The organism is Pseudomonas sp. 7P_10.2_Bac1 (assembly GCF_025465935.1).
Taxonomy (GTDB): Bacteria; Pseudomonadota; Gammaproteobacteria; order Pseudomonadales; family Pseudomonadaceae; genus Aquipseudomonas.
The window spans coordinates 56788-72386 of sequence record NZ_JANLNV010000007.1 but is presented as its reverse complement, the minus strand read 5'-3'; the positions used below and the strand labels follow the sequence as shown (position 1 = coordinate 72386).

General features: G+C 58.5%; 13 protein-coding genes. 4 read left to right on the top strand and 9 right to left on the bottom strand.

What is annotated here, in order from left to right; all coding sequences use genetic code 11:
* Nucleotides 1–44: 44 nt before the first annotated feature.
* From hutH to hutC, 5 genes are all read right to left on the bottom strand, one after another.
* Nucleotides 45–1577, bottom strand: coding sequence for a histidine ammonia-lyase (gene hutH, locus NTD86_RS01400; RefSeq protein WP_262200351.1), 1533 nt, complete (start codon nt 1575–1577; stop codon nt 45–47).
* 62 nt (nt 1578–1639) lie between these two features.
* Complete coding sequence (locus NTD86_RS01395; RefSeq protein ID WP_262200350.1) at nt 1640–3109, bottom strand: purine-cytosine permease family protein; 1470 nt, start codon at nt 3107–3109, stop codon at nt 1640–1642.
* Between the two features lie 136 nt (nt 3110–3245).
* The gene (hutU, locus tag NTD86_RS01390) at nt 3246–4943 is read right to left on the bottom strand and encodes a urocanate hydratase (RefSeq protein WP_262200349.1); all 1698 of its coding nucleotides are present in this window, start codon (nt 4941–4943) and stop codon (nt 3246–3248) included.
* Between the two features lie 305 nt (nt 4944–5248).
* A complete protein-coding gene (locus NTD86_RS01385; RefSeq protein WP_262200347.1) occupies nt 5249–5824 on the bottom strand; it encodes a HutD family protein in 576 nt (191 codons plus the stop codon).
* Complete coding sequence (gene hutC / locus NTD86_RS01380; protein WP_153328128.1) at nt 5821–6531, bottom strand: histidine utilization repressor; 711 nt, start codon at nt 6529–6531, stop codon at nt 5821–5823. Before hutC ends, NTD86_RS01385 begins: the two co-directional genes overlap by 4 nt.
* A gap of 145 nt (nt 6532–6676) precedes the next feature.
* Here hutC and NTD86_RS01375 point away from each other — a divergent pair, with 145 nt between their 5' ends.
* Nucleotides 6677–8041: a formimidoylglutamate deiminase gene (locus NTD86_RS01375; RefSeq protein ID WP_262200346.1), complete on the top strand. Its 1365-nt coding sequence runs from the start codon at nt 6677–6679 to the stop codon at nt 8039–8041.
* Between the two features lie 75 nt (nt 8042–8116).
* Here the strand turns inward: NTD86_RS01375 and NTD86_RS01370 are convergent, their stop codons facing one another.
* Nucleotides 8117–10051 carry an ATP-dependent DNA helicase RecQ gene (locus NTD86_RS01370; RefSeq protein ID WP_262200345.1) on the bottom strand — a complete coding sequence of 645 codons (1935 nt, stop codon included), beginning with the start codon at nt 10049–10051 and terminating at the stop codon, nt 8117–8119.
* A gap of 250 nt (nt 10052–10301) precedes the next feature.
* On the opposite strand from NTD86_RS01370, the gene NTD86_RS01365 reads away from it, so the two are divergent.
* Nucleotides 10302–10652, top strand: a complete 351-nt coding sequence (locus NTD86_RS01365; RefSeq protein WP_262200344.1) for a DUF1493 family protein — start codon at nt 10302–10304, stop codon at nt 10650–10652.
* A gap of 64 nt (nt 10653–10716) precedes the next feature.
* On the opposite strand, the gene NTD86_RS01360 is transcribed toward NTD86_RS01365, so the two are convergent.
* From NTD86_RS01360 to NTD86_RS01350, 3 genes are all read right to left on the bottom strand, one after another.
* Nucleotides 10717–12261 carry a phosphoenolpyruvate carboxykinase gene (locus NTD86_RS01360; protein ID WP_262200343.1) on the bottom strand — a complete coding sequence of 515 codons (1545 nt, stop codon included), beginning with the start codon at nt 12259–12261 and terminating at the stop codon, nt 10717–10719.
* Nucleotides 12262–12440: 179 nt separating this feature from the next.
* Nucleotides 12441–13343 (bottom strand): Hsp33 family molecular chaperone HslO, encoded by a 903-nt coding sequence (gene hslO, locus NTD86_RS01355; RefSeq protein WP_262200342.1) that lies wholly within the window; start codon nt 13341–13343, stop codon nt 12441–12443.
* A gap of 166 nt (nt 13344–13509) precedes the next feature.
* Entirely contained in the window at nt 13510–13914 is a 405-nt protein-coding gene (locus NTD86_RS01350) for an RNA-binding S4 domain-containing protein (protein WP_262200341.1), read from the bottom strand.
* Nucleotides 13915–14202: 288 nt separating this feature from the next.
* Here NTD86_RS01350 and NTD86_RS01345 point away from each other — a divergent pair, with 288 nt between their 5' ends.
* Nucleotides 14203–14652, top strand: coding sequence for an ATP-dependent zinc protease (locus NTD86_RS01345; RefSeq protein ID WP_173430587.1), 450 nt, complete (start codon nt 14203–14205; stop codon nt 14650–14652).
* Nucleotides 14649–15554, top strand: coding sequence for a 30S ribosomal protein S6--L-glutamate ligase (gene rimK, locus NTD86_RS01340; protein WP_262200340.1), 906 nt, complete (start codon nt 14649–14651; stop codon nt 15552–15554). Before NTD86_RS01345 ends, rimK begins: the two co-directional genes overlap by 4 nt.
* Nucleotides 15555–15599 lie beyond the last annotated feature (45 nt).

Sequence of the window (15599 nt, the reverse complement as noted above, 5' to 3'; positions counted from 1 at the left end):
TGTGACACTCCTAATCATTAATGGCCAATGCGGGTATTCGACGCCTACACGCTCGGCAGGGTATGGCGCACGATCAGTTCATTGAGGCACCGCGACGCCAGTAGTTGCTGGGCGGCGTCGATGTCGGGCGCGAAGAAGCGGTCTTTTTCATAAAACGCCACTTTGCTGCGCAGTGTGGTGCGGGCGATTTCGAGTTTTGGGGAGGTTTTGAGGCCATTACGCAGGTCCAGGCCCTGGCACGCCGCCAGCCATTCCACGGCGAGCACGCCGCGAACGTTTTCAGCCATGTCCCACAGGCGCTTGCCCGCCGCCGGAGCCATCGACACGTGGTCTTCCTGGTTGGCCGAGGTGGGAATGCTGTCGACGCTGTGCGGGTGCGCCAGCGCCTTGTTCTCGCTGGCCAACGCGGCCGCGGTCACTTGGGCGATCATAAAGCCAGAATTGACGCCGCCGTTGGCCACCAGAAACGGCGGCAACTGCGACATGTGTTTGTCCATCATCAACGAGATACGGCGCTCGCTCAGGGCGCCGATTTCGGCTATCGCCAAGGCGATATTGTCGGCAGCCATGGCGACTGGCTCGGCGTGGAAGTTACCCCCCGAGATCACATCCCCCTGCTCGGCAAACACCAGCGGGTTGTCCGACACGGCGTTGGCTTCAATGCTCAACACCTCGGCCGCCTGACGGAACTGGGTCAGGCATGCGCCCATTACTTGTGGCTGACAACGCAAGGAATACGGGTCTTGCACCTTGTCGCAGTTTTTGTGTGACTCGGACACTTCGCTGCTCGCGCCCAGCAGGTCGCGGTACAGCGCGGCGGCATCGATTTGCCCGCGCTGGCCCCGCGCGGCATGAATACGCGCATCAAACGGTGAACGCGACCCCAACACCGCCTCAACCGTCAGGCTGCCGCAGGCAATGGCGGCGGCAAACACGTCTTCGCCTTCAAACAGCCCGCGCAACGCGAATGCGGTCGACACCTGAGTGCCATTGAGCAAGGCCAGGCCCTCTTTGGCCGCCAGCGTCAGCGGTTGCAGACCGGCATGTTTGAGCGCCGTTTTCGCGTTCAGCCACTCGCCTTTGTAGCGTGCCTTGCCTTCACCCAGCAGCACCAGCGACATATGGGCCAACGGCGCCAGATCACCCGATGCGCCCACCGACCCTTTGAGCGGAATATGCGGATACACCTGGGCATTGATCAACGCGATCAAGGCATCGATCACCACCCGCCGAATCCCCGAATAGCCGCGGCTCAGGCTGTTCACCTTGAGCACCATGATCAGGCGCACCAAGTCATCGCTGAGCGGCTCACCGACACCCGCAGCATGTGACAACACCAGCGAACGCTGGAGGTTTTCCAGGTCTTCGCTGGCGATTTTTGTCGAAGCCAGCAAACCAAACCCGGTGTTGATGCCGTAAATGGTGCGGTGCTCGGCGAGGATCTGCTCCACACACGACACACTCGCATCAATCTGTTCCGAAGCGCTGTCGTCCAGACTGAGGCTCACCGGCTGCTGATAAATGTCACGCAGTTGGGCAAGGTTCAGTTGGCCGGGTATCAGGTTTAAACGGTTCACATTGATGCTCCTTGAAAGGGTCTTGTCTGCCAGCTGTTGTTATCCGTGTTAAGCCATGCAGACTAGATCGGTGTTGGCACCGCAGGCGGTACAGTGGCCGGTGTTTCGGGCGCTGGGCGCTCATCCGGCAGGATCAAGTGGCCGGGCACCGGGCGTGGCCATTTTTTAGCCGCCCAGTAATACAAGACGGCTGGCACGACCAGGCCGATGATCCATGAAATATCCGTGCCGCCGAGGCTGTCGACCAGCGGGCCGGTGTAGAAGTGAGTTGAGAGGAAAGGCATCTGGATCAGTACACCAATCACGTAGACGCTCAGGCCGATCACGTTCCAGCGGCCATAGCGGCCTTGCGGATCTGACAGCGCCGGGATGTCGTAGCGTTCTTTGGTGATGCAGTAGAAATCCACCAGATTGATCGCGCTCCAGGGCGTGAAAAATGCCAGCAGAAACAGGATGAAGGCCGAGAAGTCCTTGAGAAACGAGTCTTTGCCCAGCAACGCCAGCGTGGTTGCGATCACCACCATCGCGAAGATGTACAACAGGCGCACGCCACTGGGGATCCGCCGGCTGCCGCGAAAGCCGCTGACGATGGTGGCCACCGACATAAAACTGCCGTAGGCATTAAGCGTAGTGATCGTCACCTTGCCGAATGCCACGGCGAAATACAGCAGCGCCGCCACAATGCCGGTGCCGCCCAGGCCCACGATAAATGACACTTCGTGATGGGCAAATTGCGAACCGGCCAAGGCTGCCGCCAATACCCCGAACACCATGGCGGTTTGCGCGCCAATCACCGAACCCAGGCCAATCGCCCAAAAGGTGTGGGTCGCAGAGGTATTGTTCGGCAGGTAGCGCGAGTAGTCCGCCACATACGGGCCGAACGCGATTTGCCATGAAGCCGACAGCGAGATCGCCAGCAAAAAGCTGCTGATCGAAAAATGTTTGTTCGCCAGCAATGCGCCAATGTCATTGCCAGCCAGCAGTTTGTAAAACAGATAGACGAAGGCCAGCACCCCCAATGCACTGGCAAGGCGGCCGATGCCGTGGATCACCCGGTAACCGAAGATGGTCAGGATCACGATAAAACCGGCGAAGACAACGATGCCCATCCAGTCATCCACGTGCAGCAACTGAGCCACCGCTTGCCCAGCCAGTAATGAACCGCTGGCCGAAAAGCCGATGTACATCAGGCACACCAGCACCAGCGGCACCACAGCGCCATACACACCAAATTGCACACGGCTGCTGATCATTTGCGGCAAGCCCAATTGCGGGCCTTGAGCACCGTGCAAGGCCATGACGGCACCACCGAGCACCTGCCCGATAAACAGGCCTATCAGTGACCAGAACACATCGCCGCCCAACACCACCGCCAGCGCCCCCGTGACAATCGCCGTGATTTGCAGGTTGGCTCCCAACCACAGCGTGAACTGGCTGAACAGCCGACCGTGCCGCTCTGACGCGGGGATGTAGTCGATCGAGCGTTTTTCGATCAAGGGTGTAGCGCCTGCACGATCATCATTAACAGCCATGGGTCCCACCTCAGATAAAGGAAAACCGGGAGTGCGCTTGCTGAAATTCCACATTCATGTGCAGGAGCGAGCTTGCCTCGCGATCTTTTTGGTCTTTTAAAAGACCGCGAGACGAGCTCGCTCCTACAGAACGGGGTTAGCCGTTAACCATCGGCAGGTTCAGGCCCTGTTCGTTGGCGCAGTCGATGGCGATCTGGTAACCCGCATCGGCATGGCGCATCACGCCAGTGGCCGGGTCGTTGTGCAAGACGCGCGCGATGCGCTCGGCCGCTTCGTCGGTGCCGTCACACACAATCACCATGCCCGAGTGCTGCGAGAAGCCCATGCCAACGCCGCCACCATGGTGCAGCGATACCCAGGTCGCGCCGCTCGCGGTGTTGAGCAAGGCGTTGAGCAGCGGCCAGTCGGAAACGGCGTCGGAGCCGTCCTGCATCGATTCGGTTTCACGGTTCGGGCTGGATACCGAGCCGGAGTCCAGGTGGTCACGACCGATCACGATTGGTGCTTTCAGCTCGCCGCTGCGCACCATTTCGTTGAACGCCAGGCCCAGCTTGGCGCGCTGGCCCAAGCCCACCCAGCAAATACGCGCCGGCAAACCCTGGAAGCTGATGCGCTCACGGGCCATGTCCAGCCAGTTGTGCAAATGGTCGTCGTCAGGGATCAGCTCCTTGACCTTGGCGTCGGTTTTGTAGATGTCTTCTGCATCCCCCGACAGCGCCGCCCAACGGAACGGACCGATACCGCGGCAGAACAACGGGCGGATGTACGCCGGGACAAACCCGGGGAAGTCGAAGGCATTTTCAACGCCCACTTCTTTGGCCATCTGACGGATGTTGTTGCCGTAATCGAAGGTTGGAATACCGGCTTTCTGGAACGCCAGCATGGCTTCAACGTGTTCGCCCATCGAAGCTTTCGCGGCTTTGACCGCGCCCGCAGGATCGGTCACGGCGCGGTCACGGTACTGCTCCCAAGTCCAGCCTTTTGGCAGGTAGCCATTGAGCGGGTCGTGGGCGCTGGTCTGGTCGGTGACCATGTCCGGGCGGATACCACGGCGCACCATTTCTGGCAGCAGTTCGGCCGCGTTGCCGCACAGGGCGATGGAAATCGCCTTGCCTTCTGCGGTGTATTTGGCGATGCGCGCCAGGGCGTCATCCAGGTCGGTGGCTTGCTCGTCGACATAACGCGTGGCCAGACGGAAATCGATACGGCTCTGTTGGCATTCGATATTCAGCGAGCACGCGCCCGCCAGGGTTGCCGCCAGCGGTTGTGCGCCGCCCATGCCGCCCAGGCCTGCAGTGAGCACCCATTTGCCGACCAGGCTACCGTTGTAATGCTGACGACCGGCCTCAACGAAGGTTTCGTATGTGCCCTGCACGATGCCTTGGCTGCCGATGTAGATCCAGCTGCCGGCGGTCATCTGGCCGTACATGGCCAGGCCTTTGGCGTCGAGTTCGTTGAAGTGTTCCCATGTGGCCCAATGCGGCACCAGGTTGGAGTTGGCGATCAATACCCGTGGCGCGTTGCTGTGGGTTTTGAACACACCCACCGGCTTGCCCGACTGCACCAGCAGCGTTTCGTCGTCGTTGAGATTGGTCAGGCTTTCAACGATTTTGTCGTAGCACTCCCAGTTACGCGCCGCTCGCCCAATACCGCCATACACCACCAGCTCAGTCGGGTTCTCGGCCACTTGCGGGTCGAGGTTGTTCATCAGCATTCGCAACGGAGCTTCAGTCATCCAGCTTTTGGCCGTGAGCTGGGTGCCACGGGCAGCGCGGATTTCACCGTCGCGATGACGGGTGAACGCAGCAGGCGATTTAGGGGTAGTTGAAGTCACGGGTAACTCCTCAGTGTTGGGCAGGTGCACACTTATGTACTTGTACATACAAGCATATGCAAGTAAGCGGCCAACGTGAGTTTGCTGTCAATTAAAACATCGCGCAGTTTTTTCAAAGGCCCGGAAATAAAGGCGTTGAGGCACGCAAGAGGTTTGCGTACGCGTGCAGCAGAGAGCGTAATGGGGTGTTACTTGAAGGGCGTTATGCTTCTTTTTGGGGCGTTAGGTAACAAGATGGGGCGCGTGGGAGCGGGCTTGCCTCGCGATCTTTTGATCGTCTAAAAGATCGCGAGACAAGCTTGCTCCTACAGATTGACGCTCAGTTCAATCACGCAGCTGCGGCCGGTGATGGCGATTTCCAGCAGTTGCTGATTGGCACTCAGTTGCAGGCAATCGTAGCGGCCCAATTGTTCGTGCCGAGTGTTACCCACGCGTACTTCAACGTGTTCATCAGCACCCAACACCAGCACAGTCTGCGCCGAAGTGAAGAGTCGACCACCCGCTTCCAGCCATTGCAGGCGGGCCCTGTAACGCTGCGGGGCGTAGATCAGGTTGAAGTCGCGGATCGGCCCGTCGATCAACGTGCAACTGACGTCACTCGCCCCGTTAAAGGCGAAGGCATCAAACGGTAACAGCGCACGGCTCTGCTCGCCGTCGACATGCAAGTGCATGCCCTCGCCTTGCAATACCGTGATGACTCGCTGGTAACCCTCAAAGCGCGAAAAACCGCCTGATTCGCCAATGTCAGCAATCGACAGGCGCCAGCCAAAACCCTCGAGGCCTTCACCGGTATCGCGGGTAATTTCTTCAGTACTGCCACCGCCGTTTTTCCAGGGCATACGAGGGTAATCGGCGGCACGTAAAACGCTGAGCTCACTCATTTGCTGAAACGTCCTTCCAGGCGATGACGGGAACCGGGGTGAATCAGACGAGCGGCAGTCACTGGTTGGCGGCCCGACCACGTGCGGCGGCGGATCAACAGGCACGGCTCGCTGGCCTCAATTTGCAGCAGCTTGCACTCTTTGGGGTCAGCCAGGATGGCTTCGACCACGTGCTCACCTTCCGTCAGCGGGGCGACCTGAGACAGATAGGCGTAAGGCGTTTGCCGAGTGAAGTCTTGCTTGAGGTAGTCCGGGGCGACGAGCGCGTTAACGAAGCGGTCCTCAATTTGCACGGGTATACCGTTTTCGTAATGCACGATGAGCGAATGAAAAACTTTTTGCCCTTCACGCATGTCGAGTACGGCGGCGCGCTCGGAACCGGCCAGTTCTTCGGCCAGGCTGATCACTTTGCAGGTGTGCTTATGACCACGGGCGGCGATTTCGTCGGCGATGTTGTTGACTTCAAACAGCGCGGATTGCGTTTTAGGCTCGGCCACGAAGGTGCCAACACCCTGCATGCGCACCAGCAAGCCGTCTGCGGTCATTTCACGCAGCGCCCGGTTGATGGTCATGCGGCTGAAGCCCAGTTGGCTGACCAGTTCGCTTTCCGAGGGCACGCGGTAATGCGGCGGCCAGTTTCCGCTCTCGATCTGCTGAGTGATCATCTGTTTGACACGGGCGTAAAGCGGGGCTGGACTATCGCCCATGTGGGCGGCCAGCGGGGGCACGACAGGCGGAGTCGACACAGGCAATCCTTGTTCATGAGTTAAGGGGCGTAGCTTGCCGGAGTTTACCGGGCAGGCAAACGTCTGTATATGTATATACAAATTTCTACGATGGGGTGCCGAACCGATGTCCGTCTTCTTCGCCGAACGTGCGCTGTTACCCACAGGCTGGGCTACCAATGTCCGCATTGAGGTCGGGGCCGACGGCTTTCTGACCCGTATTCAAGCCAATGCTGACGCTCAAGGCGCACAACGCCTGAACGGACCCGTGTTGCCAGGCATGCCGAACCTGCACTCCCATGCGTTTCAGCGGGCCATGGCCGGGCTGGCCGAAGTCGCGGGCAACCCCAACGACAGCTTCTGGACGTGGCGTGACCTGATGTACCGGCTGGTCGGTAAAATCAGCCCCGAGCAGTTAGGCATCATTGCCCGCCAGTTGTACATCGAAATGCTCAAGGCCGGGTACACCTCGGTGGCAGAGTTCCACTATGTGCATCACGACCTGTCGGGTCAGCCCTACGCCAACCCCGCCGAACTGGCGCTGCGGATCAGCGAGGCGGCCCGTTCAACCGGCATCGGCCTGACCTTGCTGCCGGTGCTCTACAGCCACTCCGGTTTTGGTGGCCAGGCCCCGAATGACGGCCAGCGCCGTTTTATCAACAGCACCGAGCAATACCTGACCTTGCAGCAGCAGTTAAAACCATTGTTGGCACAACAGCCTGCGCAACACTTGGGCCTGTGTTTTCACTCGCTGCGGGCCGTTACGCCCGAACAGATCCACGAGGTGCTAAGCGCCAGCGACACGACTTGCCCGGTGCATATTCATATCGCCGAGCAGCAAAAAGAAGTCGACGACTGCCTGGCCTGGAGTGGCAAACGCCCGATCCAGTGGCTGTATGACAACGTTGATGTCGATGCCCGCTGGTGTCTGGTACACGCCACCCACGCAACGGCAGATGAGGTGCAACTCATGGCCCAAAGCCAGGCCGTGGCCGGGCTGTGCCTGACCACGGAAGCCAACTTGGGCGATGGCATTTTCCCGGCAGTGGACTACCTCGCGCAAAACGGCCGCATGGGCATTGGTTCGGACAGCCATGTGTCATTGAGCGTGGTTGAGGAGTTGCGCTGGCTGGAATACGGCCAGCGACTGCGTGATCAGCGGCGCAACCGGATGTATCGCAGCGACCAGCCAATGGTCGGGCGTACGCTCTACGATGCGGCTGTGGCGGGTGGCGCCCAGGCGATGGGCCAACCGGTGGCCGGTTTGGCCGTGGGTCAGCGGGCCGATTGGCTGGTGCTCGACGGCAACGACCCTTATCTTGCCACCGCGCAGGACGATGCGATTCTTAACCGCTGGTTGTTTGCCGGTGGTGATCGCCAGGTCCGCGACGTGGTGGTGAATGGCCAATGGGTGGTGCGTGACGGTCGCCATGCCGATGAAGAAGCCAGCAGCCGGGATTTCATCCGCGTGTTGCGCGAACTGTTGGGGTAAGCCCCAATTACCTGTTGAAGCGAGGTAGCCCTGCGACCCTTTGATCTTGTAAAAGATCGCAAGGCAAGCTCGCTCCTACACGGGTAGATGCTGTGTAGCCCACTCTCGCACGTCGGCATACGGATAGTTTTCCAGGGCGGCAAAGCCTGGAATCGCCCGCGCCTTGATCTTGGTGAATAGCGGGACGCTGATGCCGCATAGAAACCGGGTCAGGCGCTCGGGCGGTGGATAACTTCCTGTGTACTCCTGATGCTTGTGGATAAAAGCACCGCACAACGCGTCAAAGTGTTTATCCACAAGCGGCTCCAGCGGTGGCGGTTCCGGCAGGCGCGCAACTTGCCCGGCACAGACCGAACAATGTCCGCACTGCTGCGGAGCCTGATCATCGCCAAAGTATTGCGCCAGCCGATAACTCAGGCAGGTTTCACTGGCGAACAACCCCAGCATTGCGTGGATACGTGCCATTTCGCTGCGCTCATGGGCGGTGAAGTATTGGTGTAGTTCACAGCTCAGCGCAGGTGCATCAAAATCAGCCACTAGTACGCCATAGACCTCGGTCATTTGCTTGCTTTCAAGTTCGATCCAGCCCTTCTCCTGACAATAATCCAGCGCCTTGACCACCCGATTGCGTTCCGCCTGGTGCTGCTCGTACAGGGTGTCAAAGTTCACCGTGGCCCACGTTCGGGCACGGCTGGAGGTCTGGATAATCGCCGCTACAAACTGTCGGCGCTCGCCTTCGAACTTGGCCAGCAACGCGTCAGGCTCAATGAGGCATTTGAAGCGATACTCGGCAAAAAAGGCGTAACGCGGGGCAATCAGCCCACGCAGTTCCAATTGCACCAACAGGGTTTTGAGGGGCAATTGGCGGATGTTGCTCTGATCGGACAGCGGCAACAGCATGAACTCCCACTGGCCCTCGGCAAGCGCAGCGCTTAGCTCGTGCAGCACACGCTCGATACCTTCGAGCTCTGGCGTATCGCCATACACAAAGTTTTCCAGCACGTTGAGGCTGTCGCGATTGGCCAGCACCAGGCACTCGGACGTTTCGCCATCGCGACCGGCGCGGCCGATCTCCTGGCTGTAGTTTTCTATCGACTTGGGCAGGTCGAAATGCACCACGTTGCGAATATCGCTCTTATCGATGCCCATGCCGAAGGCGATGGTGGCGACGATGCAATTGAGCTGGCCGGCCATGAACTGGCGCTGGATGCTTTCTCGTTGGTCGTGAGGCAACCCTGCGTGGTAAGCGGTGGCGCTGATTCCGTGCTGGCTGAGGTGCTGAGCGATCTGCTCGGCGGTTTTTTGCAGGGTGACGTAGACGATACTCGGCTGGCCACTGCGCTCGCCCATCCACTGCACCAATCGCTGGCGTTTGGCCGCGCCGGTAACCGGTTCGACCCACAGATCAAGGTTCGCGCGGTAAAAGCCGGTGGTGATGACATCCTCGTCGGCAATCGCAAATTTGCGCTGCATATCAACGATAACGTCAGGGGTGGCCGTGGCCGTCAGCAGCAATGCTTGTGGGATGTTGAACTGGTGCTGGTAGTCCGGCAGCTTCAAATAATCCGGACGAAAGTTATGCCCCCACTCAGAAATGCAGTGCGCCTCGTCCACCACCAGCAGCGAAATCGGGACCCGCTGCAAAAAGTTTCGAAAGCGCTCGTTCTTCAGGCGCTCGACCGACACCATCAGGATCTTCAATTCACCCGCCTTGGCCCGGGCCATGACGGCACTGGCGTCCTCACGGCTTTGCACCGAGTCGATACTGGCGGCGGCAATACCATGGCGCTGTAAAAACGCCAGCTGATCCTGCATCAGCGCCAGGAGCGGCGACACCACCAGTGTCAAATGTGGCAGCAACACGGCGGGCAACTGGTAACACAACGACTTGCCCGACCCCGTCGGAAAAATCGCTGCCGCCGAGCGCCCTGCCAGCACCGCACTGATTGCTGCCTCTTGGCCGTTGCGAAACTGTGGATAACCAAAAACCTGTTCCAGGGTGTTGTGCATCACTGTCACTCCATTGACCGCTGCAAAGGGCTGAACCGTAACCTAGGGTCTGCAGCGAATCGAGAAAAGGTCGGGGGCAAATTGAGAGGGGATGATACAGGGTTGGGCGCTGGCCGCTGGCCAGAGCATTTACGGCCACTGTCACCCTCAGGCGTCCACCGGAAGCCTGGGTACATCGATTTCTTATTTGGTTTATGGTGCTGGCGATGCACCAGAAGAACTGTCTTGACTATCCCACGGACTTTTTGTCATGAAATTCGCCGCCACCCTCCCCGACACGCCAGCCCTACGGGAGCTGATGCAGTTGCTGCATGAAGAAATCGGTTTGCCCGAGAACAAGACCATCAGCCTCAAGACCTCGATCAACCTCGACCTTGGCTGCAATGGCAGCGATGCCCAACAGTTGATGGAAACCCTTGAGGAGCGCTTCGGGCTTGAATTGGCCGATTACGATGCGTATCGCTACTTCCACCCGGCAGGCAACGATCCGCACTTCAAGCGCAGTGCCAAGGGCCGGGGCGACAAGGTGCCGTTGACCATCGGCATGCTGTATCAAGCCATCACGCTCGGGCATTGGGATACAGAAACGCTGGAAGCCTGAAGCCCGTGCATAAAAAAACCGCCCTTTCAGGCGGTTTTTTGTAGATCAATTCGCTAACCGATGCTTAGAGCTTCGGGCCAGCAGCCTTGATCGCGTCGCTGACGTCGAACTTCTTGAAGTTCTCGACGAACAGGCCAGCCAGGGCTTTGGCCGCTTCGTCGTAGGCCGCTTTGTCAGCCCAGGTGTTACGTGGGTTCAGCAGGCCAGCGTCAACACCCGGAACGGCCAATGGCACGTCGAGGTTGATGGTGTCCAGGTGCTCGGTTTCTGCGCCGATCAGAGCACCGCTCTGGATCGCTGCAATCACGCCACGGGTGGTCGGGATGTTGAAACGCTTGCCAACGCCGTAGCCGCCGCCAGTCCAGCCGGTGTTAACCAGGTAAACCTTGGAGCCGAAACCGCGGATGCGCTTGATCAGCAGCTCTGCGTATTCACCAGCAGGACGTGGGAAGAATGGCGCGCCGAAGCAGGTAGAGAAGGTCGACTTGATGCCAGCGCCCGAACCCATTTCAGTCGAACCGACCAGTGCGGTGTAGCCCGACAGGAAGTGGTAAGCCGCTTGCTCTTCGCTGAGGATCGACACTGGTGGCAGTACGCCGGTCAGGTCGCAGGTCAGGAAGATCACAGCGTTTGGCTCGCCACCGAGGTTTTTCGGTGCGCGTTTTTCGATCAGTTCACGCGGGTAAGCCGCACGGCTGTTTTGCGTCAGGCTGTCGTCTGCGTAGTCCGGTTTTTTGGTCTCTGGATCGAGAACAACGTTTTCCAGAACCGCGCCGTGCTGGATGGCTTTCCAGATCACCGGCTCGTTTTTCTCGGACAGGTCGATGCACTTGGCATAGCAACCGCCTTCGATGTTGAACACTACGCCCACGCCCCAGCCGTGTTCGTCGTCACCGATCAGGTAACGGCTTTCGTCAGCCGACAGGGTGGTTTTACCAGTGCCCGACAGGCCGAAGAACAGGGTCACGTCGCCCTCTTCGCCCATGTTGGCCGCACAGTGCATCGGCAGAACGTCAACAGCTGGCAGCAGGAAGTTCTGAACCGAGAACAGGGCTTTTTTCATTTCGCCGGCGTAACGCATGCCTGCGATCAAGACTTTCTTGGCAGCAAAGTTGATGATCACGCAACCGTCGGAGTTGGTGCCATCACGCTCTGGCTCGCACACAAAGTTAGGCGCGTTGAGGATTTGCCACTCGTCCTTGCCCGCTGGGTTGTACTGCTCAGGGTTGATGAACAGGCAACGGCCAAACAGGTTGTGCCATGCAGTTTCAGTGGTCATTTTGACCGGCAGGTAGTGCGCCGGATCAGAACCTACATGAACGTGGGAGACGAAACGCTCGCGCTCACCAACATAAGCCGAAACACGGTCCCACAGCGCGTCGAACTTGTCGGCCGGGAACTTGCGGTTGATCGGGCCCCAGGCGATTGCGTCCTGAGTGGTCGGCTCTTCAACAATGAAGCGGTCTGCTGGCGAACGTCCAGTGCGGTGGCCCGTTTTAACAACCAGTGCACCGTTGTCGGCAAGCTCGCCTTCACCACGGTTCAGGGCTTCTTTTACCAGATCGTCGATGCTCAGATCGGTGTACACGGCGTTATTAGCTTGCGTCATGAGGTTCCCCGTCGGCCATTGGCCGAGTGCGCCAAACGTTTTGTAGTAGAAAAATTTGCACTACTACCGCGAAAAAAGTGGGCCGGATTATGCCAGAAAAGCCCAAAAAGAGTAGGGCCCACCTGTCAGAACCGCGCAAGAACGGTATTTGACAGGTGTTTCACCTGCGCTGAAACGTTTTAGTGATGAGTCTTGGAAGGCGACTGAACACCGGCACCGGAGAATAATTGATCAACATCAGCAGCATCAAAAAGGTATTGAGCGTTGCAGAACTGGCAATCGATCTCGATATGCCCGCCATGCTCGGCCACCAGATTGAGCGCATCTTCATGGCCCAGGCTGGTCAGCGCATTGCCTGAACGCTCACGCGAGCAGCTGCATTTGAACTCAATGGCCAGAGGGTCGTACACGCGCACGGTCTCTTCGTGATACAGGCGATGCAAAATGGTTTCGTTATCCAGACCCAACAGCTCTTCGGTCTTGAGCGTATCGCCCAGCATCAGCAGTTTGTTCCAGCTGTCGACGCGCTCGTCTTCGTCTTCGATGACGTCGGCAGGCAGTTGCTGCAAGAACATACCGCGCGCGCGCACGCCATCAGCGCCCAACCAGAAACGGGTCGGTACTTGTTCAGACATGACGAAGTAGTTGGTGAAGCAGTCAGCCAAGGTGTCGCCATTGAGGTCGACAATGCCCTGGTAACGCTGACCCACCGTCGGATCAATGGTGATGGCCAGCACGCCGTTAGGCAGCAGGTCGGCCAAGGTGGCATCGGCTGCAATCTGGTCGGCTTCAAAACGGGCCAGGCCACGGATTTCGCGGTCGCTGGTGCACTCGATCATCAACAAAGGCACCGGGCCTTCGGAGCGCGCTTGCAGGCTGAGCAGACCATCTACTTTTTGGTTGCCCACCAACAACGCCGCCGCTGCCATCAACTCGCCCAGCAGTTGCTGGACCGGCTGAGGATAAGCATGTTTGGCCAACACATCCGCGTAGCTGTGCTCCAGCGAAGCGAGCTCGCCGCGGGCATCGCTGGTGTCAAACATGAAGCGTTGTGTGGCATCTTTTTTGAGTAAATCGGACATAAGAATAGAGTTCTGAATTGATTACTTGATATAGGTGGGGGCTTTAACAGGCCGCTGGCTAATGACCCTATATGGCGTTTCACAGGGTAAGTTACAAGTCATGCGTGTACAGACACGACGCACGGCAAATGGACGACTGGAAACGATGTGCCCCGAATGGTCGGTGCTACAAGTCGCCAACATCATGCAACTGATGCAGTTGGCGACGTTGTTTTTTGGTCGGTTTACCCTCGGTGGTGATGCCCATCGCGCCGGCCTTGCGCAACGCTGCCGCATTTTCGCGCTTGGCGATGCTGTGTTCGGTTTCAGCGTACAAGGTTTGGGCTTGCGGGGCGCCACCGCGCACCACTGATAGGGCTTTGACTTGCACAGTGCGCTCTTCGAGCCCTACCCGTATTTGCAGTTCATCCCCCACTCGCGGCTCTTTGCTGGGCTTGCAACGCTCGCCACGGCAGTGCACCTTGCCACTCTCAATGGCCGCCTTGGCCAGTGCGCGAGTTTTGTAGAAGCGTGCTGCCCATAACCACTTGTCCAAACGGACTTTGTCGTCCTCTTCTTGTTTCTGCGCCATCGGAAACCCCCGTCATTTAAATTCACAGAACTGTACTACTACTTTTGATGATCCAAGGAAGGAATACGCCCGATAGAATGCCCACCTGGCAAAACGGCTGTTGAAAACGATAGCGCGCGCCCGTAGGAAAACTGTCGCCATTTGCCAGCTATTCTGCGTGAATACCGCCTGTGGCTTTCAAATCGGCTTTCGTCGATTGTTTGACCTGCAGGGCCTTCCCTGCGGCCTGAATACGTTAATCGCTGGTTATCTATATTGAAGACATTTGATCATTTGACCGTTGTCGGTCTGCGTGAGTGGGTGGCGCTTCCCGATCTGGGCGTCGCGGGCTTGCGCGCAAAAATCGACACCGGCGCCAGTACCTCCAGCTTGCATGCCACTGAAATCGAGCCTTTTGAGCGCGATGGTGTCGAGTGGGTACGTTTCAATGCCCATTTGGGCACATTGGTACAACTGCGCCACCGCCGCTGCGAAGCGCCGCTGGTGGCTATAAAAACCATTAAAAGCTCAAACGGTCACACGCAGGTGCGTTATGTGATCCGCACGGACCTGGCCCTGGGCGATCATGTCTGGCAGGTTGAATTCACCCTCGCCTGCCGCAAATCGATGCGCTACCGCCTGTTACTGGGCTCAAAAGCGCTGGTGGACGGCCAGTTGGTCGTCAATCCTGGCCAAAAATACGTTCAAGACAAGCCGGTATTTCCGGTCACCACTACCTCCTCCAAAGGTGCTGCATGAAGATCGCTGTGCTGTCGCGCAACCCGCGTCTGTATTCCACTCGTCGCCTGGTCGAGGCCGGGACCGAACGAGGCCATCAGATGGTGGTGATCGATACCTTGCGCGCCTATATGAACATTGCCAGCCATAAGCCGCAGATCCACTACCGCGGTAAGCCATTGGAAGGCTTTGATGCGGTTATCCCGCGTATCGGTGCGTCTGTTACGTTCTATGGCTGCGCCGTGTTGCGCCAGTTCGAAATGATGGGGGTGTTCCCGCTCAATGAGTCGGTGGCCATCGCCCGCTCACGGGACAAATTACGCTCGCTGCAATTGCTGTCACGTCGCGGTCTGGGTTTGCCGGTGACCGGTTTTGCCCACTCCCCGGATGACATCCCGGACCTGATCGAGATGGTCAACGGCGCTCCGCTGGTGATCAAGGTACTCGAGGGCACCCAAGGCATCGGCGTGGTGCTGTGTGAAACCGCCACGGCGGCTGAATCGGTGATTGAAGCTTTCATGGGCCTCAAGCAAAACATCATGGTGCAGGAGTACATCAAGGAAGCCGGCGGGGCCGATATTCGCTGCTTCGTGGTGGGCGACAAGGTGATTGCCGCCATGAAGCGTCAGGCCAAACCGGGGGAATTCCGCTCCAACCTGCACCGCGGTGGCAGCGCCAGCCTGATCAAGATCACCCCAGAGGAGCGCATGACCGCCATTCGTGCGGCCAAAGTCATGGGGTTGAGCGTGGCAGGGGTCGATATTCTGCGCTCCAACCACGGTCCGCTGGTGCTGGAGGTCAACTCATCGCCGGGTCTTGAAGGGATCGAAACCACCACGGGCAAGAATGTGGCGGGGATCATCATCGAGCATCTGGAAAAAAACAGCGGCCCGAACCTGACGCGGACTAAAGGAAAAGGTTAACCGCACCCAAAACGTGTAGGAGCGGGCTTGTCTTGCGATCTTTGA